The sequence below is a fragment of the archaeon CG10_big_fil_rev_8_21_14_0_10_43_11 genome (assembly GCA_002763265.1).
In the GTDB taxonomy this organism is placed as follows: Archaea; Nanobdellota; Nanobdellia; order PEZQ01; family PEZQ01; genus PEZQ01.
Genome location: PEZQ01000009.1, coordinates 28,015 through 52,803, shown reverse-complemented (window position 1 = coordinate 52,803; position 24,789 = coordinate 28,015). Strand labels below are relative to the sequence as shown.

The 24,789-nt window shown below is 41.5% G+C and carries 32 protein-coding genes; 10 read left to right on the top strand and 22 right to left on the bottom strand.

Going from position 1 to position 24,789, the window contains the following annotated elements:
* From COT72_05035 to rpl7ae, 5 genes are all read right to left on the bottom strand, one after another.
* Positions 1-953: ribonucleoside-diphosphate reductase subunit alpha (locus COT72_05035; protein ID PIN99770.1), on the bottom strand; the 953-nt coding region annotated here is incomplete at its 3' end.
* A gap of 192 nt (positions 954-1,145) precedes the next feature.
* Positions 1,146-1,388 carry a hypothetical protein gene (locus tag COT72_05030; GenBank protein ID PIN99769.1) on the bottom strand — a complete coding sequence of 81 codons (243 nt, stop codon included), beginning with the start codon at positions 1,386-1,388 and terminating at the stop codon, positions 1,146-1,148.
* Positions 1,370-1,531, bottom strand: coding sequence for a 50S ribosomal protein L24e (locus COT72_05025; protein PIN99768.1), 162 nt, complete (start codon positions 1,529-1,531; stop codon positions 1,370-1,372). Before COT72_05025 ends, COT72_05030 begins: the two co-directional genes overlap by 19 nt.
* A gap of 4 nt (positions 1,532-1,535) precedes the next feature.
* Positions 1,536-1,796 carry a 30S ribosomal protein S28e gene (locus COT72_05020; protein PIN99773.1) on the bottom strand — a complete coding sequence of 87 codons (261 nt, stop codon included), beginning with the start codon at positions 1,794-1,796 and terminating at the stop codon, positions 1,536-1,538.
* 25 nt (positions 1,797-1,821) lie between these two features.
* Positions 1,822-2,187: a 50S ribosomal protein L7ae gene (rpl7ae, locus tag COT72_05015; GenBank protein ID PIN99767.1), complete on the bottom strand. Its 366-nt coding sequence runs from the start codon at positions 2,185-2,187 to the stop codon at positions 1,822-1,824.
* A 236-nt stretch (positions 2,188-2,423) separates the two neighbouring features.
* On the opposite strand from rpl7ae, the gene COT72_05010 reads away from it, so the two are divergent.
* Entirely contained in the window at positions 2,424-3,008 is a 585-nt protein-coding gene (locus COT72_05010) for a hypothetical protein (GenBank protein PIN99766.1), read from the top strand.
* A gap of 239 nt (positions 3,009-3,247) precedes the next feature.
* On the opposite strand, the gene COT72_05005 is transcribed toward COT72_05010, so the two are convergent.
* The 6 genes from COT72_05005 to COT72_04980 all read right to left on the bottom strand — a co-directional run bounded on the left by COT72_05005 (position 3,248) and on the right by COT72_04980 (position 8,064).
* Positions 3,248-3,463, bottom strand: a complete 216-nt coding sequence (locus COT72_05005; protein ID PIN99765.1) for a hypothetical protein — start codon at positions 3,461-3,463, stop codon at positions 3,248-3,250.
* A gap of 38 nt (positions 3,464-3,501) precedes the next feature.
* A complete protein-coding gene (locus tag COT72_05000; protein PIN99764.1) occupies positions 3,502-4,272 on the bottom strand; it encodes a hypothetical protein in 771 nt (256 codons plus the stop codon).
* Positions 4,265-4,855 carry a hypothetical protein gene (locus tag COT72_04995; GenBank protein ID PIN99763.1) on the bottom strand — a complete coding sequence of 197 codons (591 nt, stop codon included), beginning with the start codon at positions 4,853-4,855 and terminating at the stop codon, positions 4,265-4,267. Before COT72_04995 ends, COT72_05000 begins: the two co-directional genes overlap by 8 nt.
* Entirely contained in the window at positions 4,845-5,267 is a 423-nt protein-coding gene (locus COT72_04990; GenBank protein ID PIN99762.1) for a hypothetical protein, read from the bottom strand. Before COT72_04990 ends, COT72_04995 begins: the two co-directional genes overlap by 11 nt.
* A gap of 497 nt (positions 5,268-5,764) precedes the next feature.
* Entirely contained in the window at positions 5,765-6,340 is a 576-nt protein-coding gene (locus tag COT72_04985) for an arginine decarboxylase, pyruvoyl-dependent (protein ID PIN99761.1), read from the bottom strand.
* A 50-nt stretch (positions 6,341-6,390) separates the two neighbouring features.
* On the bottom strand, positions 6,391-8,064 hold the full coding sequence (locus tag COT72_04980) for a glutamate--tRNA ligase (GenBank protein PIN99760.1): 1,674 nt from the start codon (positions 8,062-8,064) through the stop codon (positions 6,391-6,393).
* A gap of 111 nt (positions 8,065-8,175) precedes the next feature.
* On the opposite strand from COT72_04980, the gene COT72_04975 reads away from it, so the two are divergent.
* Entirely contained in the window at positions 8,176-8,994 is an 819-nt protein-coding gene (locus tag COT72_04975) for a hypothetical protein (GenBank protein PIN99759.1), read from the top strand.
* Between the two features lies 1 nt (position 8,995).
* Here COT72_04975 and COT72_04970 read toward each other — a convergent pair whose 3' ends face one another.
* Positions 8,996-10,339, bottom strand: coding sequence for a ribonuclease J (locus COT72_04970; GenBank protein ID PIN99758.1), 1,344 nt, complete (start codon positions 10,337-10,339; stop codon positions 8,996-8,998).
* A gap of 177 nt (positions 10,340-10,516) precedes the next feature.
* Between COT72_04970 and COT72_04965 the strand changes: the two genes are divergently transcribed.
* Entirely contained in the window at positions 10,517-10,990 is a 474-nt protein-coding gene (locus COT72_04965; protein PIN99757.1) for a hypothetical protein, read from the top strand.
* Here COT72_04965 and COT72_04960 read toward each other — a convergent pair.
* On the bottom strand, positions 10,976-11,818 hold the full coding sequence (locus COT72_04960) for a hypothetical protein (GenBank protein PIN99756.1): 843 nt from the start codon (positions 11,816-11,818) through the stop codon (positions 10,976-10,978). The two genes, COT72_04965 and COT72_04960, sit on opposite strands and share 15 nt — an antisense overlap.
* 256 nt (positions 11,819-12,074) lie before the next feature.
* On the opposite strand from COT72_04960, the gene COT72_04955 reads away from it, so the two are divergent.
* A complete protein-coding gene (locus COT72_04955; GenBank protein ID PIN99772.1) occupies positions 12,075-13,262 on the top strand; it encodes an ATP-dependent helicase in 1,188 nt (395 codons plus the stop codon).
* Here the strand turns inward: COT72_04955 and COT72_04950 are convergent.
* Positions 13,259-13,693: a hypothetical protein gene (locus COT72_04950; GenBank protein ID PIN99755.1), complete on the bottom strand. Its 435-nt coding sequence runs from the start codon at positions 13,691-13,693 to the stop codon at positions 13,259-13,261. The genes COT72_04955 and COT72_04950 overlap by 4 nt on opposite strands.
* Positions 13,690-14,037 (bottom strand): hypothetical protein, encoded by a 348-nt coding sequence (locus COT72_04945; GenBank protein PIN99754.1) that lies wholly within the window; start codon positions 14,035-14,037, stop codon positions 13,690-13,692. The genes COT72_04950 and COT72_04945 overlap by 4 nt, the downstream gene beginning before the upstream one ends.
* Positions 14,038-14,116: 79 nt before the next feature.
* Here COT72_04945 and COT72_04940 point away from each other — a divergent pair, with 79 nt between their 5' ends.
* Entirely contained in the window at positions 14,117-14,506 is a 390-nt protein-coding gene (locus COT72_04940; GenBank protein ID PIN99753.1) for a hypothetical protein, read from the top strand.
* Between the two features lie 33 nt (positions 14,507-14,539).
* Positions 14,540-15,118 carry a hypothetical protein gene (locus COT72_04935; protein ID PIN99752.1) on the top strand — a complete coding sequence of 193 codons (579 nt, stop codon included), beginning with the start codon at positions 14,540-14,542 and terminating at the stop codon, positions 15,116-15,118.
* 3 nt (positions 15,119-15,121) lie between these two features.
* On the opposite strand, the gene COT72_04930 is transcribed toward COT72_04935, so the two are convergent.
* Positions 15,122-15,751, bottom strand: a complete 630-nt coding sequence (locus COT72_04930) for a 30S ribosomal protein S2 (protein ID PIN99751.1) — start codon at positions 15,749-15,751, stop codon at positions 15,122-15,124.
* Positions 15,752-15,849: 98 nt separating this feature from the next.
* Here COT72_04930 and COT72_04925 point away from each other — a divergent pair, with 98 nt between their 5' ends.
* From COT72_04925 to COT72_04915, 3 genes are read left to right on the top strand one after another with little or no spacing between them, the layout of a single operon-like run.
* Positions 15,850-18,138, top strand: a complete 2,289-nt coding sequence (locus COT72_04925; protein ID PIN99750.1) for a phosphoenolpyruvate synthase — start codon at positions 15,850-15,852, stop codon at positions 18,136-18,138.
* 12 nt (positions 18,139-18,150) lie between these two features.
* Complete coding sequence (locus COT72_04920) at positions 18,151-18,729, top strand: hypothetical protein (protein ID PIN99749.1); 579 nt, start codon at positions 18,151-18,153, stop codon at positions 18,727-18,729.
* Complete coding sequence (locus tag COT72_04915; GenBank protein ID PIN99748.1) at positions 18,726-19,856, top strand: hypothetical protein; 1,131 nt, start codon at positions 18,726-18,728, stop codon at positions 19,854-19,856. The genes COT72_04920 and COT72_04915 overlap by 4 nt, the downstream gene beginning before the upstream one ends.
* A gap of 24 nt (positions 19,857-19,880) precedes the next feature.
* On the opposite strand, the gene COT72_04910 is transcribed toward COT72_04915, so the two are convergent.
* The 5 genes from COT72_04910 to COT72_04890 are packed head-to-tail and all read right to left on the bottom strand — an operon-like array spanning position 19,881 to position 22,970.
* Positions 19,881-20,060, bottom strand: coding sequence for a DNA-directed RNA polymerase subunit K (locus COT72_04910; protein PIN99747.1), 180 nt, complete (start codon positions 20,058-20,060; stop codon positions 19,881-19,883).
* Between the two features lie 24 nt (positions 20,061-20,084).
* Positions 20,085-20,879 carry an RNA-binding protein gene (locus tag COT72_04905; protein PIN99746.1) on the bottom strand — a complete coding sequence of 265 codons (795 nt, stop codon included), beginning with the start codon at positions 20,877-20,879 and terminating at the stop codon, positions 20,085-20,087.
* A gap of 7 nt (positions 20,880-20,886) precedes the next feature.
* Positions 20,887-21,582, bottom strand: coding sequence for an exosome complex exonuclease Rrp41 (locus tag COT72_04900; protein ID PIN99745.1), 696 nt, complete (start codon positions 21,580-21,582; stop codon positions 20,887-20,889).
* Between the two features lie 7 nt (positions 21,583-21,589).
* Positions 21,590-22,270, bottom strand: coding sequence for an RNA-binding protein (locus COT72_04895; GenBank protein PIN99744.1), 681 nt, complete (start codon positions 22,268-22,270; stop codon positions 21,590-21,592).
* A 4-nt stretch (positions 22,271-22,274) separates the two neighbouring features.
* Entirely contained in the window at positions 22,275-22,970 is a 696-nt protein-coding gene (locus COT72_04890) for a ribosome assembly factor SBDS (protein PIN99743.1), read from the bottom strand.
* A 114-nt stretch (positions 22,971-23,084) separates the two neighbouring features.
* Here COT72_04890 and COT72_04885 point away from each other — a divergent pair, with 114 nt between their 5' ends.
* Complete coding sequence (locus tag COT72_04885) at positions 23,085-23,936, top strand: hypothetical protein (GenBank protein PIN99742.1); 852 nt, start codon at positions 23,085-23,087, stop codon at positions 23,934-23,936.
* On the opposite strand, the gene COT72_04880 is transcribed toward COT72_04885, so the two are convergent.
* Positions 23,930-24,769 carry a hypothetical protein gene (locus COT72_04880; protein ID PIN99741.1) on the bottom strand — a complete coding sequence of 280 codons (840 nt, stop codon included), beginning with the start codon at positions 24,767-24,769 and terminating at the stop codon, positions 23,930-23,932. The genes COT72_04885 and COT72_04880 overlap by 7 nt on opposite strands.
* Between the last annotated feature and the right edge of the window lie 20 nt (positions 24,770-24,789).

Genomic DNA, 24,789 nt, shown 5'->3' with positions numbered 1-24,789 from the left:
AGGGTTGGAGTTGAGGGCATGAAATGCATAGTTGAAATCACATCATAGAATTCTTTTGCGCGCGCAGTTTTGTCTTTTTCATTGAGTGCAAGACCCATTGCAATGCGCATCCAAAATCCTTGCGGAAGTTCAAGGCGGTGTCCGTCTTTTCGTAGATAATATCGGTCATAGAGCGTGTGGATTCCCATGTATTCAATATGTTCGTCGCGTTCTATGTTGAGGTAGTCTGCAAGTTCTTTGAGGTCAAATTCGCTCATGCGTTCATCAAGCAATTCATAGGCAAGACCATTTTGGATGCTTCGGACAAACGCGTTTTTGTACGCTGTTTCAAGTGATTTATCAGTCAGTGATTCACCAATCACTTCTTTGTAGAGTCTTTGGCGAAACAGTCGTGACGCAACAATACTGTAGGCGGGGTCGCGTTCAATAAATGTTGCTGCAGAAATAACCGCAACTTTAGTGAGGTCTTTTGAGGTGATTGTGTCAAACACGTTTTTGAGCGATTCTTTAAAGATGAGTTCTTCGTCAATACTGTCCTCATATCCGCGCGCTGCAAGACGAATTGATTTTTTGAGCTTGTATGGGTCAAAAATAACGAATTTTCCGTTTTCTTTTTTAACGCGTATTTGCCCATGAAATGAGCGTTCAATGTTTTTTTCTTTTTCAACTTCACGCTCTTTTTGACGCTCTGCGCGGTAGAGAATATAGGCTTTTGCCACTTCATAAAAACCGTTTTTAACCAGGTTTTTTTCAACAACATCCTGCACGTTCTCTACATTAGGGTACAGGTCAGTGAACCGTTCTTCAATTTCTAAAAACACGTCGTGCGTGATTTGGTCTATTGCATCACTTGAGAGTGTTGTGTGCGTTGCCATAACTGCTTTTGCAATCGCGTTTTTGATGCGTGACTCGTCAAAGTCAGCAATAGTCCCGTCCCGTTTTATGATGTTCATGGCTGTTTTGCGAAAAAATGCATTCCCCACGCGCGCCGAAAGTAACGCGCGTTAATGTTTATGGTTTGTTTCTATATAAGACTAGTGTAACTGTGCACCGCGTATAGTCAACAACAATGCATTGTGTTGTCCGCTAATTTTTAAATGCGCAGCAAATGCTGGAATTGGTGTGATAAAAAAAAGGATGTATGGTTATTGTTGAGGTGCTTCAATGATTTCCATTGAGTAGCCTTTCTCGTCTGCTAGCGCCTGTACGTCGTTTTTGTACTTGTCTGCCCATTGCTTGGTGGTGATGATTTGTATCTCGTTTGTTGCCATGATGTCTGCATCATCCCAAAAGAGTTTTTGGAGCCGTTTTACGTCTGCAACAACGTTTTTTGCTTTGTTCATTTGGCTAAGCACAATCATCACATCAGTCATCTCTTTGTCACCCATTTTACTTTGAGGGGTTTTCGTTTAAGTACCAGCATGTTTTTTTGGCATTTTCGTGAACAGAAATTGTACGTTGTTCCGTCTGCTTTGAAGTATTGTTTTCCTGTTCCTTTGTCAATGTCTTTTTCGCAAAAACTGCACTTCATGGTCTTATCTCCTCTTGCCGTTTAGTGGTTGTGCTTCAAGTTCAACTTGTTTGAGCATGAGTAGGTCATCCATTCGAACCGGTCCTTTTACGTTTCTTCGCACCACTTTTCCTTTACTTGAGCCGTCAATGATTTTGCAGCGCACTTGCGTTGCTTCTCCTCGCACGCCTACGCGCCCTACAATTTCAACAACTTTTGCAGGCGCGCCTATTGCGGTAAAGGTTTCTTCATCGACGTCTTCATCTTTGATTTCAACGTCTTTCATGCCTTTGTCTTTTCGGCTCATGGTCTTATTCCTGTTTCTTGTTTAGTGCGCGAACGTGTTCTACAACTTCTTTGAACAATTTTCTTGCATCACCTTCGTCAACAAGGGCTGCGCTTGCGCAACTTACTTTAAGGTTGATGCTTGCGCCAAGTTCTTTCTTGCTTGGAACCTCAATGTATGCAATGTTCCGTTCTTTGCACAAAAGCGGTAGGTGTGCTACAATTGCTTTTGGGTCAACGTCTTTTGCGACCACTACAAGCTTTGCAACACTGCGTTCAATTGCTTTTGTTACTTCATTTGTTCCTTTTCGGATTTTTCCGGTATTAGCAGTTGTTTCTAAAAGTTCATAAACCTTATTGGTTAACTCATTTGCTGCGTTTTCAGCATTCATTGTCAATAGTCACCTCTTATCATCGGTTAATTCTTCACGAAACCTCATCAGTATTTAAACGTTTGCTCTATGCTAAAGCCAGCTTCTTACTCCAGTTATTTTTTATTATACCTATCCTAAACTAAGACTCCCAAAAACTGAGATAATATAAGTTAGATAAAAGCGGGTTATTTACTGGCGGAAATATGTTTCTTGTACATAAAATGTTTTAAACGTATTGTAATTTTAATTGAATCATGAGCAATAAAAATTCTTTAGGTAGTAGGGAATTGCTTGAAAATGTTTATTCTATTTTATCAGAAAAGTATTTGTTTAAAACAATTGATTTTCCAGAAGAATATCAAAATCAAGATCCAATTTTTGCGAAAGATCCAATTTTTGGGAAAAGGCCTACATCTGTTATAGCTCTAGATTACTTTGATCAAAATAAGCGTGGTTATATGGTTTATAATAGTATTAATGTACTAAAAGTAGGGAACAATATCTGGGCTGTTGGTTTAGGAGAGTTAACTGGAGAAAATCACCTCATTGAAAGATATACTGGGGATATAATATGGTTAAAATTAGAATTAGGAGAGAAGAATGAAGAAGAACTTAGAACTGAATTATTACGCAGAACACGTAGCTTAGCTAGTTATACAGATGGTAAATTGTTTCTTCCATTCATTCGAGATGGTTATAGGATTTTTGAGAGTTTGAAAAAACATAACCTGAATGAATATGTTGTTCAGGAAGCAGAGTATAATAACACGCGCAGTATGAAATTTAAACCTGAGTTTGCAGAACTTTTAGCGAATACAATCGAGAGTATTCTAGAGTAAGTAATTTTATGTAAAAACAGTTAACAGTAGCCAGCAAGCAAAGAAAAAAAATCCTAATCCAATGTCAAACTTTGAGCCTGTTTCAAATCTTCCGTTAAATACTACAAAGCTAGCGTTGTAAGGATAGAGTAGCTGAATGCCTCAGTTAGTTAGCATGTCCAGAAGGAAGTGAGAGAGTATTCCTAAGCTTAAAGCAAAGCCGTAAGCATAATTCAATAGTATTGCAGGCAGTAAAAATATTAGTAGCATAATCCAAGAGTGCGTGACTCCCCGTGCCCGTAATTCTCGTTCAGCCAAAAAATAATTCTCTGAAAGAATTGCCCTATTAAACTGAAAGGATAGTCAATGTCTGGAAGCAAAGAACCGATAATGACTAAGAACATGGCAAAACCATCATTCCTGAAAAACAAACTGCCCAACAACAGAGCTAGGCTAACATGAGTAAATCCAATCATGCAAGAAAATGTTCAAAGAAATATTTAAATAGTGATTTTTAGATTTTTGTTAAATCTATATTTTTATAAACAAACTCACTTCCTTTTGGTGATATGCTTATAATATCCTGTTTTTCATCAAATTCTATAAACTTTTCTTTATGCATTTTTTTAAGTAGTTTTTTGAAGTTACTTGTGTTTGAATGTTCTATATTAGAAAAAAGAGTGCTATAATTCATTTGGTCCGGAAAATTTGAATATAAAAGAACTAATATTTTTTCTTTGTATGTAAGTTTTATATTCAAGATTCTTTTTTTGTTGTTAACTTCCCAAACAATAGGATAGTCAATGTTTGTCAATATTTTGACAGTTTTTATAGCCTCATCAACTGAAATTGCTTGTGTTTCTCTAACTAATTCTGCTAAAATCCATCGAACACTAGAGATTATAATATTTGCATCCATCTCATTAGGGTCTATATTATTGCCTATATGGCCAACTCCTCTATGATTACGTATTGTATAAATTGAGTTTACTAATCTTGGGATATGAAGACGTATGCTGTCAGAAAAATTTGTATTATTCTCAAAACCTCGTATTATTTGACTAAAATCTTTTCCTAAATTTTGCCCGAATGGTGTATAAGAACCGGTTGTTATGAATTGTAAAGTTCTAACTATACATTCACAGAATTTGGCACCATTAAGTTCAGAAGGTTCGAATCGTTTATGATAATAGTTTGTGAATAATTCTGTGTATCTTTTTTCTAACTCTGATATTATATTCTCCGGAATGTTTGAAAATATTTGTTTGAAATTAATCTTATCCATCTTCTGTCTTTTTTCCTAATTTTTTGTTTGATTTACGTTTAGAAGATGGTACCCATCCCTGTTCTATTGAGTCATTTAAAACTTCGCTTATAAATTCATCTGCTTCTATTTCTGCTGTTTTATCAAGAGAATAATTGTCATTGTTTTTTAAGATGCCTCTATCATTTGCTAAAAAATCATATGAGCTCCCATGATATAATCTCCAGTTTTTTAATTCTGGGTTTATTATATCTTTTCTTGATATTGTTTCTACATCCATTACTTGAGTATATATTCTTATCAATACATAAATTAGTCTTTTTATCGCGTCAATGCCATTTTTGGCTTTTAAATTTGATATGTTTCTTAGTAAGAAATGAAATTCACCTGAATCTGTTTTATAACCTAGTTTGTTAATTTGTTTTATGTCCTGAGATCTTTCTGGCAAGATTATGGGTTCAGAACTTTCTTTTTTAATATTCCCTTCAAATAATGATAATAATAGCATTTCAAGAGATTTTTCCTGAAGGTTTTCAGGTAGTTGTTTAACAAATTCAACAATTTCAGGTAACTTTTCTTTAAGTAGTTCATAATTATTTTTCATTCTGTTTGCCCTCAAGTTGATCAAGAAACTTTTTTAATTTGTAATTAATCATGAAGTAGCCTTTTTCATTAGTGACAAAATTTGATAATTGTGTTCCTAACATATTTTTAACTGAACCGATAGCAATAGTAGTTTCTTTGGATATGTCTTTTTGTGAAGCTTTTTCACTGGGAATGAAACCTAACATTGCTGAAACTTTCTTTGCAACTAAATATACCCCTATCTTTTTGCCATTAGTTAATTTTTCAAATTCTTCATTAAATTCTATACCCCCTTCCCTATCTATTTTTACGTAATTCTGTATTATTGTTTTGGCAGTTTTTATATCCAGTTTTTCTGCTTTATCGATTATTAGATCTGAAAAGAAAGAATGCAAATCTTCCATGCGTCCTTGATTATTATCATTTTCCATTTTATACATCCAAGTAGGAAAACTTTATAACCAAGAAATTAGTACTCCTCAATTGCACTATCGGAAATGCCTATCTTGGTATTTTCTTACTTTTTTTATTTATATTAAATTATTAAGTTGGCTTATCTTTAAGTTGTTTATGCCTGTTCAGTTGTGAATTTACTAATCAGTTCAAAACATTGTTCTAATCCTTTAGCATACATGTCCGCGAACGTTAATTGTTTAGAGCAAACATTGTTTTCAGAACCAAACAGCTCATTGTTCGTGGCTTCAAAAACTATTATGTTGCCTTTCTTGGCGAACCCTGTTTGGTTGAAAAGCTTGTGAACATCGTTCTTTGTTAGATAAACTTCTGTGTAACCTGTGGTGTTTTTTGTGTGTTTGCTGAAGGATTTAGTTAATCCTAAGGCATGTCCAGGAAACTCTTTTTTCAGGTATTCTTCTATTTCTTGGTCGTTGATTGGTAGCGTGGTTCTGAAGGCTGGCTTTTTTGGCGTTCATATTTTTTTAAGAGAGTCTGTTGCTTGCGTGTTCATGCTTGGAAATACTGCGCATGCGATGACGGTTGTCCATTTGCCGTCTTTGTTTCCTTCGGCTGACTGGCAGATGTTTCTGGTTTTGAATTCTTTGCCGCTTGCTTTGTATAATTTTTTACGCTCGTCCCACGCGGTTTCCGGGTCAAACTCGAGTCCAAGCGTGGTTGCAAGCATAGTTGCTGCAAGGTCTTCAGCGTAATCTCCTGATTTCTTTTTAGTCTCGCCATGACCGTGATGTTCTGACAAGTAGCCGTACGTTTCTTTTTTGGTGTGGGCAACGCCGATAGCTGCTGAAATAAGCCGGTTTGGCTCGTTTGTTTCTGAGCGAGCCATTACACAGAATGTGATTTGTCCTGGAGAAAGTAATTTTGTTCCCTGCGCTTTGGTAATAACTTTGCAATTTGGCGGCAAGATGCTTGAGACATAGACAAGGTTGCATTTTTCAATGCCCGCGTCACGCAGCGCGAGCTCAAATGAAGCGAGCTTGTCTTTGTGCACGCCAACGCCTTTTGCAAAGAATACGTGAGTTGGAATCATACGTGTGTTAGAAGCGTTAAAGAGTTAAAAAAACTTTTCCCTATCAAACGTTAGTTGTGCGCGTACACAAACGTGAGCGGAGTTTTCTTGTCAAGTCTGACAAAACCAAAGCGCACAAATTGGAGGGTAGTGCCGATTTTTTCTTTTGCAGCTGCCAGTTCTGCAATGCCCTCAATGGTTGTGCCATCAGCCATGAGCACGACGCACTTCTTGCCTTCATGATTAACCCACTGAATTTTTTGCAGGTTATGCAATACTGAAATATCTCCTTTAATAGCAAGGGTTTTTGCATCTTTTTTCACTACGTTGCCAATATTCATAAGCCGCGTTTTCTTGCTTTTTTTAATATTTGCAAGGTCTTCACGGTTCAAGTAGAGCGTGCTTGCAACATTCACTTTGCGAGAGCCAAGTGCTTCATTAGTAGGATGGTTTTGAATGGTAACCTCAGAAATGTCTTCAAGACCTTCTACTTTTGCGCGTGTTTGGTCTTTGACAAAGAAGTAACGTTTTGTCTCGCTGTCAATTAAATCCTTGTCATGTGCAGCAAGCATTTCTTCTGACAGGCTTATTTTTCCGCCAGTCACGCCCGCGTCAATAATGAGTTTTCGAATCGCGTTTGGGTGGAATCCTCTGCGTTCATATGATGCAATCATAGGCAGTTGCGGGTCATCCCAGCCAGTGTATATTCCTTTTTCAATACCTTCGCGTATGAGGCTTTTACTAAACGTTCCGGGACCAACAAAACCCATGTGGCCCAGCGTTATTGTGGTAGGATAGTCCCAACCAAGATACGTGTACACCCATTTTTGGCGCAGAGTTGAAATAGCAAGGTCTTGACCGCGTAAAATATGGGTGACACCAAAATCGTGGTCATCTATTGCACTTGCAAAATCAAGAAGCGGCCAGACGGTAAATTTGTTTTTTGTCATGGCATGATTTGGCTTGTCAATAATGCGAAATGCCACCCAATCGCGTTGCGCCGGGTCTTTGTATTTCATGTCTGTTTTGATGCGCACAACAGCGTGTCCTTCTTTTAACTCCGCAGAGAGCATAAGTGACCACTTGCGTTCGTTCTCATAAATAGATTGCATACGGCACGGGCACGCAACGCCCGCCCCTCTGCGTTCACGCCATTCAGCTGCGTCGCATGTGCACACGTACGCGCGATTCTTTTTGAGAAGACCTGCCATGACGTGATAGTAGCGATCAAGACGAGCGCTTGCGCGTGATTCTTTGTGCACGTAGACGCGCAGCCAGTCAAGGTCTTTTTGCAATTGCGTGTACGCTTCTTTTACCGGTCTTTTGTTCTCGTTTTTTGGGTCAGTATCATCATAGCGAAGAATAAAGGTTCCCCCATATTTTTGCACGAAATAATCATTAAGAATAGCAACGCGCGCGTTACCAATATGCATGCTTGCGTTTGGGTTTGGCGCATAACGCATCGTGACGTTACCTTTTACGTTTGGAAGTTTAAGTTCTTTTTTTGACACTTCTTTTTTGTCAAGAATGTGCGGGTCAATTTTTAGTAAGCGCACTTTTTGGGAAGAAATATCAAGCCGGTTAACCTGGTCTACAATTTCTTGAATGCGTTTCATGGCAAACGCAACGCTTTCACGCACTGACGGTTCTTCTTGCACGACTTTTGAGAAAATCGCCTTTGCTTCTGCGCGTCCATCATGTTCTACCGCGTTTTTAAGCGCGTACTTCTCAATGATTTCATCCATTCTGTATCTTTTCAAGTCAGTTCTAATTAATTAAGATTCTCCTTCTTGAGTCCAACCAAGTCTCGCGCGCAATAACAAAGTATAAATTTCTAAACACACTCTTGAGCAGGTATGTCTTATGTGCTTGCAGCAAGTGTTAGAGAGGAAATTCTCAATCAATTACTTGATGACGGCAAATTTGCCGTGCATGATTTTAAAGAGCCCTATGCTGATTTCGTTGACAAGTTTGGTGCTATGCTGACGCGCGGTTTTGACAATTTGTACGCGCATCTCCTGCATGACTCATTTTATCAAGCGCACTGGAGCGAGATTAATTACAACGAAGTGCAGACATTAGTGGCGCATCTTAAAAAAAATAGGCAACTCAAAGAATTGTTTAATGACGGCTTAGCACAATTTGATTTTGACCGTTTCACTATTAATTTTAGAAATAAGGTATATACTGCGCCGCATTACAACGATTGGTTTTCTTTTTTACTGCACGCAAACAAGGCTCTTGGCGCGCATGCACGTCCTGAACTTGGCGGTATTGCATCAGATATTGCGGGTGACGCGCGCAGTTCTGTTGAGGATGTGGAGATGCTTCTTGAATGGTTTGGTACTAGTATTGCTAAGGGTACTCAGAGTAATTTATGCGCGTTGCTTGACGACAAACGCGTGTTTAAAAAGAAAACATTCATGGGATTTGGCAATGACCGTTATGCGCGTTCAATTGAGCTTTCTAATAATTGGCGCAAAGCCACGTTTTTCGAGCGGGAAAATTCCATTGTCACGTGGTACATGCTTCTCTACAAGGGCATGGAACAATTTGTTACTAACAAGATGAGTTCATTTGACAAAAAAAGAAAGGCCATCCCCTTAGACGCGTTGTCTAAGGAGGATAAACTGTTTGTTAAACAATATTTAGTTGCGCTTGAAAACGTTGCTTAACTCACTCCAATGCGAGACGCTGGCCGTTTTGGAGGATGTGTGCTTCTTTTCCAAGACGCATGTTAAAGTCGTATGCAAGGCTGATAGCGTTTGCAAGCATGTCTACTGGTCCGTGACACGGAATGTAGTTTTTTGGGCGAAGCATTTTCATCAAATCACGATGGTCTTCTTTGCTTGCATGCCCGCTTGCGTGCACGTCTTTGAAAATACGCGGATGAAATCGTTTGAGTCGTTGTTCAAGCTCGGCAACGTTTGAAATGTTAACTGGAGAGGGTATCACATTTGATGAGAAAATGATTTGGTCTCCTTGCGAGAGCTTGTAGGGCAACTCTTTTTTTGAAAGACGGTCAAGCACCGCTCCTGGCTCGCCCTGGTGGCCGGTGGTAATGAGCAGGTACTTGTGTTTTCCTTCTTTCATGATTTCGCGCATTTTCTTTTTCACGTCAGGTCCGCGCGCATAAAGTTCAATGTCCTCTTTGAGATTGACAATGCCCACTTTTTCTGCGGCATTCATGTATTTTGCCATGCTGCTGCCAAACAAGACGGGTTTTCGTCCCAACTTCTTGGAGAGTTCAACAATGGTTTTGATGCGCGAAATGTGTGACGCGAACGTAGTAATCACAATTCCTTTGCCGTCGTTTTCAATGCCAAAGAGAATGTCTCTGAGCATTTCACGAACAACCACTTCTGAAAATGTTTTGGTTGGTTTTTCAACGTTCAAACAGCATGAGACAAGGGCGAGCACGTCTTTGCTTTTTCCCAATTCTTTGAGGCGTTTTGTGTCTGTTCGCGGTCCAAGAACCGGTTGTTCATCAAACTTCCAGTCGTTTGCGTACACCACAACGCCATAGGGCGTGTGCACGGCAACAATAGAGCACTCAACAGTTGAATGCGTTGTGTAAATAAACTCGATACTGATGCTTTTTGTGAGTTTTTTTGTCTGACCTGGTTTGAGAGCCAGAAGTTGGTTTGGGAGTTTCACGTTTGTATCTTTGATAAGCGCTTTAAGCACTTCTAACGTGAAGGGTGCGCCAATAATTGGCGCTTTTCCATAGGTTGGTGCCATTTTTGGAATAGCACTAATATGGTCAAGGTGTGCGTGTGAGCACACAATAGCTTTTACTTGTTTGCGATAGGGGATGAGAATCTCGTCATCAGGAAACGCCTGGATTTCAATGAGTTCTTGAACGCTCATTTCTCTCCATTCTTTTTCTTTAGGTAAGAGCAGGACTTTGCTTAAGTCCCAGCCCATGTCGAGAATGACGATTTCATCATCAACTTTGACCGCGGTCATGTTGCGGCCAACTTCTTCATATCCGCCGATTGAGAAAATTTCTACTGGCATAACTAATCATTTTATATATATTTTTTTGATAAATAAGTGTAAAAAATCACGTTCTAATGGTGTCTTTTTACTCTCTTTTTTCGTTTTCAATAATCTTGTTTATTGTCTATGGGTTTATAAATGTGATTGATGAGTTGCAATAAGTATTTATTATTAAATGTGTTTCACGTTCTCGTTATGGAGTTAGTAACCGTAAAGGATTCATGCAATATTGATTTTGACATCCTGCCTCTTGGCTCAATTATTTTTCAAAACAACTCTGCATACGGGAAATCAAAACAACACAGCACATTCCTGTTCCGTTTTAGCAAACTTGTTGGCGGGAGCTCAGCAGTACTGCGCATTGACCAGTCAACAAAACGCTGTGATATCGTGCTTCGCGGCACGTTTTCACAAGAAAACAAAAGCCTGATTCGCGCCCATTTTCTTGAGTTTATCGAGCACTTAGAAACCCTGCATAATGGCGTGCGCCTCAAGTTTGATGAATTTCAGGACGTGCTTAATATGCACTACACCCTGCTTAAAAATAAACTCTCACCGCAAAGCATTGCTTCTGTGCCTGTTGAGGATGACTCACGCAAAACAAACGATGTTGAACAGTCAGCGCATAAAGAAATTGAAGACTTAACCGCGCGATTACGCTTTATGTGAAACAACCCATTCTTTAACGGTCATCTTGTTTTTCTTGGCAACGCGTTTCATAAGTTTCATCGTGCCACTGCCGTATTGCGCAGCTTTTTTTGCGCGCCACGCAAACTTCTTTGGCACGCCAAGCTTTGATGCGGCATCGCGAAATATCCATTTCTTGTAGGAGTCTTTTATTTTAAGCTCTGCTTTTATGGGCAGCGCGTAACTGACGAGTTCTGAGTCAAGAAAAGGGAGCATGTGTGTTTTTCCATAATAGTTCATAAGCGGGATGTCTCGTTCCATATCTCGTTCCCACATTAACTTAAGACCAGTAAGGCATTCTTCATTAACATTTTTTGCCTGCTCGTGGCGCTGGTATCCTGCAAAGAGTTCTTCGCTTCCAAGCCCTGAGAACACCACGCTGTTTTTTGATGCTTTGAGCGCGTAATAGAAGGGAACGGCAATGCTGATTTTTACCGGGTCTGTTGTGTTGATAATGCGGACAATTTCAGGAAGGTCGCGCGTTAATTCGTTTTCACCAAACTCAACGGTTTTAATGGGAAACCCCAAATCTTCTGCAGCACCTTTTGCCCACATAAGGTCAGAACTGTCTTTAACGCCTGCAGCAAGTGCCGTAAACTTTTTGCCCCGCTGCTTTGCAAGAAACGCAATAGTAGTTGAGTCAACACCGCCAGAAAAGAGCAAATCAAACCCGTCAACTTCATCAAAAAAGGTGTGGAACCGGTCAATAATCACTTTCTTGAGTTTCTCGCCTTCATGCTCGTTTTTAATGCTAAGCGAGTTGACCCATGCTTTGTATGCGTCTTTATCAGCGCGTATGTGCGGTCTCATTGGTGTTTTTTCTACGGCATGCCTTTTTAACTATTGTGGCTGTTTGAAAAGAGCATTACCTATTCATTATTGAAAAAACAGGATACGCAAGACTTATAAAGCGCGTTAGTGTGTTCCTCTCTTGTAGGATTTAGCGGGACAACACAATTCGCGTGCTTTTTCTGCTTCTTTCACTCAAAAAAAGAGGAATAATCAACTAGTAATGATATAATTAACTATGACAACATTTAAAGAATTAGGCGTACAAAACGCCCTTATAACAGCAATTAACGAACACGGTTTTGAAAAACCAACAGAGATTCAGGAAAAAACAATTCCACTCATAGTCTCAGGAAGAGACATTATTGGCGCCTCAGCAACAGGTTCTGGAAAAACACTTGCATTTGCATCAGCAATTATCCAAAATACAACGCGTTCAGGCAGCGTGCAAGCGCTGGTTCTCACGCCAACACGCGAGCTTGCAGAACAAGTCTGTAACGCAATTAAGGCATTTTCAAAACACACAAAACTCTCAGTAATCGCCGTGTATGGTGGTGTGGGTATTGAGCCGCAAATAAGAAAATTACAAAGCGCTGACGTAGTTGTTGGCACGCCGGGCCGGATTCTCGACCACGTGTCACGAAGAACTATTAATCTTCAAAATACGCGTTTTCTCGTGCTCGATGAAGCAGACAAAATGTTTGATATGGGCTTTAAAGACGATGTTGAGCGAATCATTTCAAAAACGCCAAAAGAACGTCAAACCATGCTTTTTTCTGCAACCATCACTGAGGACGTAGTACACTTGTCTCAAAAGCATATGAATAATCCTGTGCGCGTTATTGCAAGCACACTTGTTGACCCAAAAAAGCTTCATCAAATCTATTACGATGTTGAGGATGGACTGAAACTGTCTGTTCTTGTGTACTTGCTCAAACGAGAAAAATCAGGCCTTGTGATGGTATTTTGTAATTCCCGAAGAATGGTTGACCGCGTTGCAAAAAGCCTTAAAAAACAAGACATTGACGCAAAAGCGATTCATGGCGGATTCTCGCAAAATCGTCGCTCAAATGTGATGGAGGAATTCAATACTGGCGAAGAACTCGTGCTTGTGTGCACTGATGTTGCTGCGCGCGGTCTTGATATTTCTGGCGTATCCCACGTCTACAATTTTGACATTCCTGACGAGGCAAACCAGTACGTGCATCGTATTGGCAGAACTGCCCGCGCAGGTGAAGCAGGTATTGCAATTAATCTGCTTTCTGCTCGCGACCATGAGAAGTTTTCGCACGTTCTCCACGAAAATGACCTTCACATTGAGCGCGTTCAAACACCCTATGTGCAGCGCGTGGCCCTTGAGCATGGCGATGAGGAAAGACGACGCAATTTTGGCCCGCGCAAACACCATAGAAACCAGAGCCGCAGCAGAGTAGCTCATGGAAGAAATCATCGCCAACGCCATTAGTTTTCAACAAAGTGAAACATGACCATATCTCCTGTGCTCACATTGAGTGCTTGAATGATTCCTGCGTTCACTTCAAGAATGTAGGTTGCATTTGCGTCATATATTTGGCACGCTGTTTTGCATGCAGGCGCGTTTTCAACAAGGTGTGTGATAGTGCGGTTTTCATCAAGCCACATAATATCAAGTGGGAAGCGCATATCTTTCATCCAGTAGCGCACCTGTTGCTCTTCTTCATACACAAAAAGCATGCCCCAATCTTGTGCAAGCGTGTAACGATTACTCAATCCCGTGTTTTTTTCAAACGCGCTTTTTGCAAGGTCAACATAAAATGTGTGGTTTGCAATCGTGACTGTGGGTTGTGTGGTGCTTATGCTCGTGCAGCCAAGCATAAATAAAACAGTAAGGGTGAGGATGCTGGTTTTGTGTTTCATAAAAACTCAAGATAGTCTCCAATCTCTACGTGGTCAACGTGTTTTGGGGGCAGTTCAATTACCCAACGTGCAGGCTCGCTTGGCGCGTATACATGCCAGGGTTTTGCAAGCACTTTGTCAATAACAACGCGCTCAGAATTAAGCCACAATACGACAAGGGGCGTAAAAACAAACATCATATGAATGGTTGCAGCATATTTGCTTTCAAAATCAAGCGGGAACACGTATGCTTTGTCAACGCGGCGTTTAAACATGGCGCCGAGGCTTTTTGAAATAAATGAGTTGCAGTACTTGACATTTTTTATGAGGTGTTTCTTTTTTGTGATGTTTTGAATCATTGCCATGCCCGTGTACCTACGTGTTGTTCTGTGCTTTTAATGTTTTGTAGCACCGTAATCCTTTTATGCTCTTTTTGAAAGCAGAATGCTTGTGAAAATGAGTATTAACACGCTCAATCCCTTGCGTGATGCGCTTACATATCTTCAGGCAAAGTATACGGAAAAACATTATGCAGTCAAAGCCGGTTACGTTTTGAAGCGTTTTGATGGGGCGCGTGCTGACAAACCCCCGTTTCCCCTTTTGACTCTAACTGACGCGCTTGCTGAATGCATGCATGCTGAACGCATAGGTGATACCCTTGGTATTGATGCAACACTCTATGATGTTCGTGCACATGAAGAAGTCTATAATTGGCGCGCGTTCATGGTAGAACAGAAGCTTTCAAAACCAGTTATTGAATCCTACTCTAAAAAACACAATCCTTCTTTTCCACCAAACGTAGACTATTATCTTGAGCAGGAAGCAAAGCTATAAGGTTTATAAAGCAGGTAGCATTTCTACTCTTTCATGTTTTTAGAGTGGAAGCGCACAAGCATGCAAAAATTAGCTGACGCGCGAAAGATTGGGCGTGTTGACGAAGACATCGGCACCATGATTGACTTTCTCAATAGTAAGGATGCGTTTTACACGACTTCAACATGCAGTGGCAGAATCACGCTTATTACCCTTCCTGAGAGTGGGAGAAAAGATGAGTCATTATTTGTTCACAAAAAACACACATTTGTTGATGCTGATGCCATGTTTGAAACACTCAAAGAACTTGTCACCCGCACTGATGAGGAAGTGTGGTTTAGAATGGAAGGTCTTATCATGCACGTTGGTTGTAAGACGCTAGAAAACGCAAATGCATTACTTGCTTGCGCGCGTGTTGCGGGCCTGAAAAAGAGCACGATTTTTTCTGCACAAAAACAAATCATTGTTGAAATTAACACGTCACAAAAAATTGACACGCTTGTTGCTGAACGTGGCACTATTGTTGTTCCAAAAGCGTATTTTACCCGTCTTGTTGAAAAAGCAAACAGTAAGCTCAAAGAAGTCAAAAAAAAGAATGAACAATTCTTTTCTATTCTCAAACAAACATTTTAGCGGTTATTCTTCTGAGAAGTCATCAATGGTGTATTTGAACTCGTCATCTGTTTTGATGTCACCGCGCGTTTTTAGGTATTCGCGGGCAAGCAAGTAAAATGCAACGCCAAGACTGCGTTTTCCTTTGTTGTTGCAGGGAATAATCAAGTCAACGTTCTGGGTTGAGTTGTTTGTGTCTGCAAGTCCCACAATGGGCACGCGAGATATTACTGCATCCTTGATTGCGTTCTTGTCAATCCAGGGATCTGCAATAAGCAATGCTTTTGCTTCAGTGTAGGAGGGAATAATAGGATTTGTAAGCGTTCCAGGATAGTATCGCCCCTGAACAGCGCGACACCCCGTGACACGTGAGAACATACTGATTGGTTTTTTTGCATTATCACGCCTGCCAACCACGATAATATCATTTGGTTCGAATTGTGATAAGAATTTTGCTGCGATTTTGATGCGTTCATCAATTTTTTGAATGTCAAGAATAGCAAGACCATCTTCGCGAACTTTGTAAATGTAATCGCGCATGAACTTGGTTTTGAACTTCATACCAATGTGAATGCCTGATGCTAAGTAATCGTCAAGCGCGGTAAGCAATCCCTTCACATTCTGTTGTTCATCAGTTTTTGTGCTTGCTGTCATTACGTCGAGTATAACCACACAACCCTTTAAAAGGTTTATTGTCAACAACTCGGTTTGGCAGTTCTAAGTAAGTTTTATAATTAACCAGATTTTATTATATGCGTATGGGCCAGGAATTTATTTTATGGTACAACCAAATTAATAAAACAGACACGCCGCGCGTTGGCGGAAAAACATCATCACTCGGAGAGATGATTAATAACGTTAACGTGCCCATTCCCGAATTTTTTGCCATCACCGCACACGCATACCAGCATTATATTGAGTATTCCGGGCTTCATGAGAAAATCACCTTAGCACTCAACAGTCTTGACGTGCACAGCATCGCGTCGCTTCAAAAAACTGGCGCAAAAATACGCCGCCTTATTAGAAATGGTTCAATCTCAAAAGAGTTGGAAACGGCGATTCGTGACGCCTACAAGAAATTTGAAAAACAGTTTGGCAAGGGATTGTACGTTGCGGTTCGCTCATCTGCAACAGCAGAAGACCTTCCCAATGCGAGTTTTGCAGGACAACAGGAAACGTATCTTAACGTGCATGGAGCAGCTGATTTGCTTGGAAAAGTGAAGGATTGTTTTGCCTCGCTTTTTACGAATCGCGCGATTAGTTATCGTGAAGACATGGGTTTTGACCATTTCAAAGTTTTTTTGTCCGTTACGGTTCAGCGCATGATTCGCAGCGACCTTGCATCGTCAGGAGTTGCGTTTACGCTTGACCCTGATTCGGGTTTTAGAAATGTGGTGTTTATCAATGGAAGCTGGGGTCTTGGCGAGTACATTGTGCAAGGTAAAGTAACGCCCGACGAGTTTGTTGTGCTCAAACCAACAAACACAATTCTCTCAAAGAAGCTTGGAAGCAAAAAAATAAAGTTTGTGCGCTCAAGCAAAGGCAATAGTGAAAAGAAGGTTTCTAAAAAAGACCGCGAGCAGTTCGTGCTCAAAGACCAGCAGATTACGCAGCTTGCGGATTATTGTACGCGTGTTGAAAACCATTACAAGCGGCCTATGGATTTGGAGTGGGCGTTAGACGGGCAGTCGCATAAACTCTACATCCTGCAAGCCAGACCAGAAACAGTTCATGCTTTAAAACATGAACACGCTCTTGAACATTACGCGCTCAAAGAAGAAAGCACGATTCTTGTGCGCGGAAAAGCAATTGGCAGAAAGATTGGTGCAGGAAACGTGCGTGTTATCAACAGTGCTGAGAACATTCACCAATTCAAAAAAGGTGAAGTGCTTGTTACTACCATGACTGACCCTGATTGGGAGCCCATCATGAAAATTGCGTCAGCAATCGTAACTGACCTTGGCGGCTCAACAAGCCATGCTGCAATTGTGTCACGCGAGCTTGGGGTGCCTGCAATTGTAGGAACTGCGTCAGCGTCTCACGTGCTCAAAAATGGTCAAGAGGTCACGGTTGATTGTACTGGAGGCGAGGGTCGTGTGTGGAAGGGCATGCTTGACTTTGTAGTGAAGAAAACAAAGATTACTACTATTCCAAACACAAAGACAAAGATTATGGTAAACATTGGCGAGCCTGACACTGCGTTTGACGTTGCCCAACTGCCTGTTGACGGGGTGGGTCTTGCGCGTGAAGAATTTATTATTGCAAACTATATTGGTGAGCATCCTCTTCATATGATAGCGCAAGGACGCGCGCACGTCTACATTGATAAGCTTGCTGAGGGTATTGCAAAAATTGCTGGCGCGTTCTATCCCCGCATGGTCACGCTTCGGCTCTCTGATTTTAAAACAAATGAGTATCGCACGCTCAAAGGGGGTGAGAAGTATGAGCCTGAGGAGGAAAACCCTATGATTGGATGGCGTGGCGCGTCTCGCTACATCAATAAAACGTTTGAACCAGCGTTTCGTTTAGAATGCAAGGCATTGCACAAAGTCATATATGATTTGAAGCTTAGAAACGTGGTTATCATGGTCCCGTTCTGTCGCACTATCAAAGAAGCAAAAGCAGTGCTTGCCATTATGGCAAGTGAAGGGCTGAAGCGCGAAAAAGACGGGCTTAAAATCATTGTTATGGCTGAAATTCCGTCAAACATTATGATGGTTGACGAGTTTAGCGAACTTTTTGACGGGTTTAGCATTGGCTCAAATGACTTAACTCAGCTCACGCTTGGCATGAGCAGAGATAGTGTCTTGCTTGGCAAAGAATTTGATGAACGAAACCCAGCAGTGCTGCGCTTGATTGACAAACTGATTCGTGACGCGCACAAAAACAAGAAGTATGTGGGCATTTGCGGGCAAGCGCCGTCAGACCATCCTGAATACGCAAAATTCCTTGTTGAGCGCGGTATTGATTCTATCTCGCTTAATCCCGATGTGGCGCTTGAAACAAAACTTCGCGTAGCAAAACTTGAGGCAAAGCGCTAAAACTTTTTATGCATGGAGGATGAAAAATACCGTATGTTTGAATTTGTAACGCGTTTTTTTGGTGCAGAATCACCTACACCTAATATTCTTTCAAAGCAAGTAGCGCTTCCGCGAGAAAAAGGTCAGGACACGCCAAAGTGGGTGAGCATTTTTGCCGCGCTTGAAGTTGAATTGCGCGAACGCGTTGATGAAAAAGACGCGCAAGAAGAAGCGCGCGAAGCAGCGTTGTGCATGCGTTTTATTTCAGGTGATGAGAAAAAATCAGAAGGAAGCAGTGTTGACGTGTTTGAGCCGTTTCACGTGTTTGAGGTGAATACCGTTTTGTTTGACTATGATGATAACCTATTTGAAGATGCAGACCACGCATTCTTTTTCATCCTCAAAGAAGCGCACAAGGTTCTCAAACCAAGCTTGAAAAATCCGACAGGCAAGTCGGACTATTTTGAGAAACTTATAACAGCGCCCCTTGATGCTCATGCAGTTGCAAAAGGCAAAGAGCAATTTCACGTTAACCTGCAAAAACAAATCAGTCGTTCACTCAAACGAAAAAAACTGCATCAAAAGAGCATCAAAAACCTTACGCTGGCATGAAATTTAAAAACGTGCTTTTTAAAAAAGTTACTATTCCTAACGGTGAGTCTGTTGAGTGCGTGCTCAAAACAAGTGCGGGCACAACACGCGCGGTTGCGCCCTACGGCACGAGTGCGGGCGCGCACGAGGTTTCATCTTTTTCAAAAAAAGGACTTGCAAGCGCGATTAAGGCATTTCCAAAACTTGAGGGCAGGGAGTTTGATTCTCTTAGAGCATTAGAAACAGAACTGCTCAAACATGATTCTGAGCGTTTTGAAAAGATTGGTGGAAATCTTGTGTTATCACTGAGCGTAGCGTTCTTGCGCGCTCACGCAAAAGAGAAGGGAAAAGAATTGTTTGAATTGTTTCGAGAAAGAAAAGTTCCAAACCCCTTAAGCAAAGTAGTTGGCGGTGGCGTGCACGCACCGCGTGGATCGGATTTTCAGGAATTTTTAGTGCACTCAAAAAAACCGTTTGAAGAGGCCCGCGCGCTTAATCTTGAATTTCACAAGCTCGTGCGCGACTACTTTAATGCAAAACAGCTTGATTTTGAGGGAGGCTGGGTTGTTGATGCTGATGAACAAAACGTGCTTGACGCGCTTGTTAGTATCAGGGATGGTTCGTATCCTGAAGTTAGCATTGGCCTTGATATTGCAGCAAACTCGTTTTACAAAAAAGGAGTGTACGCATATAAGAATACGGTGCGCTCAAGAGATGAGCAATTTGATTTTGTAAGCAGGCTTATCAAAGAGTATGCTTTGTTTTATGTTGAAGACCCGTTTTTTGAAGAGGATTTTGACTTGTTTGCAAAACTCCAAAAAAAGCATCCGCAAACCCTCATTTGCGCTGATGACCTTGTTGTGACAAACCCGGACCGTCTCAAGCGTGCGCTTGCAAAAAAAGCGTGCACTGCAGCAATTGTTAAACCAAATCAGATAGGTCTTGTTTCGCGCATGTTTGAGTTTGTGCGTGACTGTAAAAAAAGAGGGGTTGAACCCGTGTTTTCGCATCGTTCAAAAGAATCTTATGACCCGTTTCTTGCTGATTTCGCGCTTGGCACGCGCATGATGAAAATAGGTATTGTTGGCAGAGAGCGAAACGCAAAGCTGGACCGATTGCAAATGATAAGAAAAAAGGTTCGCGCATAGTTTGCGCGCAAACGAAGTTTTTTTTTAGCCTTCAAGAACGCGTCGAACCGTGATTGGAATCACGTTCTTTTCATATTCTTCCATTGCGATTATAACCGGGTTTGTAACGCTCTTGTTTCGCTTGATAAGAAGCGGAGCGCCCATAGCAATCTGAAGCGCTCGTGCACCAATGATGCGTGCTTTCTCATACTTGTTGTATTCCATCATGAATTGTTAACCTCTGCATGCTCACGCGAGTTGTTTGCGAATAATTTTACTTTGTTTTATCGCTGTTTTTAAACATTTCTCTATCTCTTCAAACGTGAGTCCTTCACTGCCTTGGCGTTGGAGCGATACGATGCGGTCTTTTTCATCAACAGTCACAACAAGATGCGCGGTTGCGTTTTGCACTTCTTCTTTTTTAGGGTCGACAAATAAGTGGCTTCCTACTTTTGCAAAACTAATTGGAATTGGTTCTGCAGTGATGGGAATTGCTTTTGTTCTTTTTCCTTCCTTGTCAATTTTGTCTTCTTTCTTGTTATATGCAGGCAGTTTTGCGTGTTTGAGTGCGGCAAGGGCACCAATGCCTCCTGCGCCAACAAGGTTTCCGTCATCATTGATGACGTACACGTCAACAAAGACTTCCCATGTTCGTTCTCCTTCTTTGATGCATAATTTTTTAACATCAATAGAACCGCTTTCGCGAATACCTCGGTCAATCACGCGTGCAATCGCAACTTCCCAGTCCCGTGGCGGTCCTGGTTCGTATTCTTCATCAGCAAGGGGTGTGACTTCTGCGTTCACAATAAGGTTTCCTTTGTTTGGCGTATCAGGGTAGGGTGTTCCTAGTCCGACTTTCACGCCAACATACACTTCGGTTTCACCAAGTTTTACGCGTGCACTTCCTTCTGCTTGGTCGGAAATGTCGTATTCGATTTCAAGTTTTCTCATGTCGTCAAATCCGCGATTGTCAATGCGCTTTTTCTCTTCAGCCAGGTGGCTGATGAGTTGTTTTGCGCCTTTTGTAATTCGTGTCATATTCATTGTTCACCTATGCGAATTTTTGTTTCAATGCGTTTTGCATTTTTCCTTTGATTATTTTGCATCCTTCAATGCCGAGTTTGAGTGCGTCTATTGCCTGTTTTTCTGTTGCTTTTCCGTCCAGTTGCAGAAGCGTGACTTTGTTAAGGTTTTCAACATACGCGATTGGCATGTCAACTACATCGCCGTCTTCATATGCTTCTTCCTGGTAGTTAAGGTCAAGTACAACTTCTCCGTCAACAACGCCTGCAGAAACTGATGCAACAAAGTCTTTCATTGGAATGCCCGCGTCTGCAAGTGCGAGTGTTGCTGCGCAAATGCTTGCACACCTGCTTCCCGCGTCTGCTTGCACAACATAGATGTGTACATCAATGACTGCTTGTCCGAATTCTTCGAGGAACACGGATTCTTCGAGCGCTTCTTTAATGACCATTGAGAGTTCGATTTCTCGTCGTCCTGGTCGTGGTGTTTTTCGTTCTGAAACGCTAAAAGGGAGCATGCGATAGTATGCGCGGATGATTCCTTTGTCAGCTTCACGAAGTCGTTGTGGGTGAAGCGTTTTTGGACCGTACACTGCGGCAATGATTTTTGTTCGGCCCATGCTAAATTGTGCTGAGCCGTCCGCGTTTGCAACAACACCGAGTTTGATGTCGATGTCGCGCATTTGGTCAAATTTTCGTCCGTCTAATCGTTTTTTGTATGCCATTATAATTTCACTTCAACAGTTTTTCAATCTTTTCGGTGAGGCCTTGCTTGTGAGCGTTTTGGTTGATAAACTCGATTGCTTGTGCAGCTTTAAGCTCGTTTTCAGGTTTATCGCTTTTAATCCACACCCAGCCGTTTGGTCCTGCGATGATGTTTGTGTTTGTTTTTTCTCGTAGGAGCGTTATCATTGAGCCTTGTTTGCCAATGATGCGCGGTACTTTTTGGGGTGTGACTCGTATCACAATTCCTCCTTCAAGTTTTTTGTCTTGCAAGTGTTTTGTTGACACAATGAGATTTTTTGTTTTCGTGTATTTCACAATTTTACACTGGATAAGGTCTCCTTCTGCAAGCAGGTCAACTGTTTCAACGTGGCGTGAATCCATAAAGCGCTTAGTGTATTCTGAGAAAGGAAGATACGCTTGGTATGGTGCGCCAATGTTAACTTGCCACCCGGTGCCTCCCGCTTCCAAGATGACGCCAATAAGTTCGTCAAACTTGTTTGGAATGTATTTTCCGCTAAGCGGGATGATTTTTATTACGCGACCCTTTATGTCAACGAGTCCTGCGGTTTTGGCGATAATTTCTTCGCCATGTCGGTATGTGTTTTTTCCTGCAACAAGGCCCATATCTTTAGCTAATGTTTGTCCAGGAACAACTATGTCTTTGTCTTTTACGTCTGTTTTACTCATGGTATTATTTCACCTGTCTAATCTCTACATCGCCATGGGTGAGTTCGTTTGCTCGAGAAATCAGCTCGTCCTTCAGTCCTCCGGGGATGGTGAGCTCGAGGTACAGTGAGCCGTTATGTTGCCATTCCTGTTTGCTGATGGTACCAACATTTCTAAAAGCGTGATATGCTTTTCCCGCATATTTTGCCGGGATAGTTAGAGCGTAAATAAACTCCTTCATGGAGATGGGTATTACACTTCGTATTTTTTCAACAACGTCTTTTGCTTGTTCTTCTTCATTTTTAAAGATGTCGATAGAAACTTTTGCCTGTTCCATTGCGTTTTCAATGCGTTTTGGCGGGTGAGGGTTGCCTGTTTTTGGATCGCACGCACGTGACGCGATGAGGTCAATAACGCGCTTGGTTTTCTGGTCTTTGAGTTTTTTTCGATATTCTGTTGTGAGATTGATGTGTCCATGTTTGATGATTTCGTCTGCGATTTTTGCAAAATCTGTTGTATTAAACGCTTTTTGGAGGGATTCATGCGTGTGTTTCAAGCCTTTTTTTGCATCAGAATACACTTCTTCTGCAATAACCACGTCAGTAAGGTTTGCAAGCATACCGCTCCGGTATTGGAGTGCTTTTTCGCAGTCAACAAGGATTTCAAAATCCTGCTCGTCCTTGCTTATGCGGGCTTCAACTGCTTGTTCAACATTTGTCATGTTCTCACCATTTTGCGTACTCTAGTAATAGGTTCTTTGCACGGCTTAAAAACTTGTCGCGAGCAGCCTTGGACTAAAGAAATAGTATTATACGATTACTCCTGCTAGTATATCATGACGCTTGGTGTGTTATTTGCAGACAACTACGTAGATGCGCGTTTTCAGGCACAACTTTCAAATGATTTTCTCACCCACGCAAAAGGTCGTGCGCATGCGCACGTTCTTGAAAATGAAGAACAATATGCAGCATTTAAAGCGCAGGATTGGCAGGTTCCTGACTGGAAATTTGGATATTTCTTTGATGACGATGATTTATTTTTAGAACAAATTGGTATTGGTTCGGCAATTAATGCTTGTTTTTGGAATATTGTTGACAATAAACGCGTTGCGTGGGGCTATAAACAAGAAGATGTTGATTGCATCGGTTCAGACCTTATGTTTAAAGTGATTAAAGACTTGCACGAAGTAGGTCGCGTACTTAATAAGAACTTTCAGGGCAGGTTTGCAAATCTTGCGGATTACTGTGACAACAATGTTGTTACTATCAGTAACGAACTCGTGCGCAATCTTCCGCTTTCTTTTGGCCAAGACCGGCATGAAACAAAGTATGGCGCACTTGTTTTTGACAAGCGCGCGAACTTGTGTCCTGACATGTGGTACGGCCGGATGCCAAACAAGTTCACGAATATTGAGAATTTAGGGGCAATTCCTGATTATCGTGTTCCAATGGCTCTTGAAAATCTTGGTCTTATCTCGTTTAGTGATGCTCTTTTAAGACGAATAGAAGAAGAAAAACTAATTACCAAAGGTTCTCTTATTGAGCATTCCTTTCGCGCTGCAACCGTTGCTGTGTGTTATAACATTACGCAGAAATCTGATAAGTCAATTGCGCAGATTGATGCGTATGGGTGGTATGCTGGAAGAAAAATTTCAAAATCCCCGTTCGTGTTTACACTCAATTACTGAGTTTTTTGGTTCTTGCTACTAATTGCGTATTCAGCTATGGTTTTTTCTTTTTTTTGGAGAATCGAACCGAGCACAACTGCAAGGATGATGAGCAAAAATGCAGTGATAATAAGTGTTTCAAACGAGAGAATCGTGGTTATTTCAAAATGTTGCGCGTCAATGTATTTTCTGCCATTAAAGTCAACAATCGCGTAAAAAAAGTAGTCTCCAACGCCAACACTGTTTGGCACAGGAATGGCGAGTTGTGATGTGCTCGTGCCTGACACTCTTGCGCTTATCGTGTTTTCACCAATTTTTTGACCAGTTACGGTCTGGATGCCATAGGTCACGCTTAACGTGACTTCGGTTATGAATCCGCTGTCTATAGTTATTTTTGCATTCAAGTTTCGTCCTGCTTTCACGTTTCCAAGGATTTCAATGTTTGCTGTTGTTCGCTCGTTTTCTGAAACGCTGATGATTGCAGGGACGTGTTTTTTTATGACCCCGGTATCAAACGTGATGTTTCCTGTGTACAGGCCGGCGCGCGTTGCATTAACAAGAAACATGGTTTGGTACGCGCTTTTTCGCTCGAGCGGGAACGCGCTAAAACCTGCTTGCATTATTGGGGAAATGTTTCCTTCAAAACCTATTTCAAGGCGGGGGAAACTTTCATCACCATCATTAGTGATAGTTACAAATACGCTTGTCTGGTTTTGTAAAAGCGCGTTTACAAACAGGGTGTCTGGTGAAACATCAAAGTTTGAGATGCGTATAAGCCAGCTCATTGCGCGCGCTTCACTGTATTCAAGAGGGGTTACTCCTTGCGCGTGAACACTGGTGATACTAATAATCACCAACAGGGCAATAACCGCCG

Excerpts from the sequence above, each read along its gene's own strand:
- COT72_05030 (PIN99769.1), bottom strand. The coding sequence starts at position 1,388 with ATGGGTGACAAAGAGATGACTGATGTGATGATTGTGCTTAGCCAAATG.
- COT72_05025 (PIN99768.1), bottom strand. The coding sequence starts at position 1,531 with ATGAAGTGCAGTTTTTGCGAAAAAGACATTGACAAAGGAACAGGAAAA.
- COT72_05020 (PIN99773.1), bottom strand. The coding sequence starts at position 1,796 with ATGAAAGACGTTGAAATCAAAGATGAAGACGTCGATGAAGAAACCTTT.
- rpl7ae (PIN99767.1), bottom strand. The coding sequence starts at position 2,187 with ATGAATGCTGAAAACGCAGCAAATGAGTTAACCAATAAGGTTTATGAA.
- COT72_05010 (PIN99766.1), top strand. The coding sequence starts at position 2,424 with ATGAGCAATAAAAATTCTTTAGGTAGTAGGGAATTGCTTGAAAATGTT.
- COT72_05005 (PIN99765.1), bottom strand. The coding sequence starts at position 3,463 with ATGATTGGATTTACTCATGTTAGCCTAGCTCTGTTGTTGGGCAGTTTG.
- COT72_05000 (PIN99764.1), bottom strand. The coding sequence starts at position 4,272 with ATGGATAAGATTAATTTCAAACAAATATTTTCAAACATTCCGGAGAAT.
- COT72_04995 (PIN99763.1), bottom strand. The coding sequence starts at position 4,855 with ATGAAAAATAATTATGAACTACTTAAAGAAAAGTTACCTGAAATTGTT.
- COT72_04990 (PIN99762.1), bottom strand. The coding sequence starts at position 5,267 with ATGGAAAATGATAATAATCAAGGACGCATGGAAGATTTGCATTCTTTC.
- COT72_04985 (PIN99761.1), bottom strand. The coding sequence starts at position 6,340 with ATGATTCCAACTCACGTATTCTTTGCAAAAGGCGTTGGCGTGCACAAA.
- COT72_04980 (PIN99760.1), bottom strand. The coding sequence starts at position 8,064 with ATGGATGAAATCATTGAGAAGTACGCGCTTAAAAACGCGGTAGAACAT.
- COT72_04975 (PIN99759.1), top strand. The coding sequence starts at position 8,176 with ATGTCTTATGTGCTTGCAGCAAGTGTTAGAGAGGAAATTCTCAATCAA.
- COT72_04970 (PIN99758.1), bottom strand. The coding sequence starts at position 10,339 with ATGCCAGTAGAAATTTTCTCAATCGGCGGATATGAAGAAGTTGGCCGC.
- COT72_04965 (PIN99757.1), top strand. The coding sequence starts at position 10,517 with ATGGAGTTAGTAACCGTAAAGGATTCATGCAATATTGATTTTGACATC.
- COT72_04960 (PIN99756.1), bottom strand. The coding sequence starts at position 11,818 with ATGAGACCGCACATACGCGCTGATAAAGACGCATACAAAGCATGGGTC.
- COT72_04950 (PIN99755.1), bottom strand. The coding sequence starts at position 13,693 with ATGAAACACAAAACCAGCATCCTCACCCTTACTGTTTTATTTATGCTT.
- COT72_04945 (PIN99754.1), bottom strand. The coding sequence starts at position 14,037 with ATGGCAATGATTCAAAACATCACAAAAAAGAAACACCTCATAAAAAAT.
- COT72_04940 (PIN99753.1), top strand. The coding sequence starts at position 14,117 with ATGCTTGTGAAAATGAGTATTAACACGCTCAATCCCTTGCGTGATGCG.
- COT72_04935 (PIN99752.1), top strand. The coding sequence starts at position 14,540 with ATGTTTTTAGAGTGGAAGCGCACAAGCATGCAAAAATTAGCTGACGCG.
- COT72_04930 (PIN99751.1), bottom strand. The coding sequence starts at position 15,751 with ATGACAGCAAGCACAAAAACTGATGAACAACAGAATGTGAAGGGATTG.
- COT72_04925 (PIN99750.1), top strand. The coding sequence starts at position 15,850 with ATGCGTATGGGCCAGGAATTTATTTTATGGTACAACCAAATTAATAAA.
- COT72_04920 (PIN99749.1), top strand. The coding sequence starts at position 18,151 with ATGGAGGATGAAAAATACCGTATGTTTGAATTTGTAACGCGTTTTTTT.
- COT72_04915 (PIN99748.1), top strand. The coding sequence starts at position 18,726 with ATGAAATTTAAAAACGTGCTTTTTAAAAAAGTTACTATTCCTAACGGT.
- COT72_04910 (PIN99747.1), bottom strand. The coding sequence starts at position 20,060 with ATGGAATACAACAAGTATGAGAAAGCACGCATCATTGGTGCACGAGCG.
- COT72_04905 (PIN99746.1), bottom strand. The coding sequence starts at position 20,879 with ATGAATATGACACGAATTACAAAAGGCGCAAAACAACTCATCAGCCAC.
- COT72_04900 (PIN99745.1), bottom strand. The coding sequence starts at position 21,582 with ATGGCATACAAAAAACGATTAGACGGACGAAAATTTGACCAAATGCGC.
- COT72_04895 (PIN99744.1), bottom strand. The coding sequence starts at position 22,270 with ATGAGTAAAACAGACGTAAAAGACAAAGACATAGTTGTTCCTGGACAA.
- COT72_04890 (PIN99743.1), bottom strand. The coding sequence starts at position 22,970 with ATGACAAATGTTGAACAAGCAGTTGAAGCCCGCATAAGCAAGGACGAG.
- COT72_04885 (PIN99742.1), top strand. The coding sequence starts at position 23,085 with ATGACGCTTGGTGTGTTATTTGCAGACAACTACGTAGATGCGCGTTTT.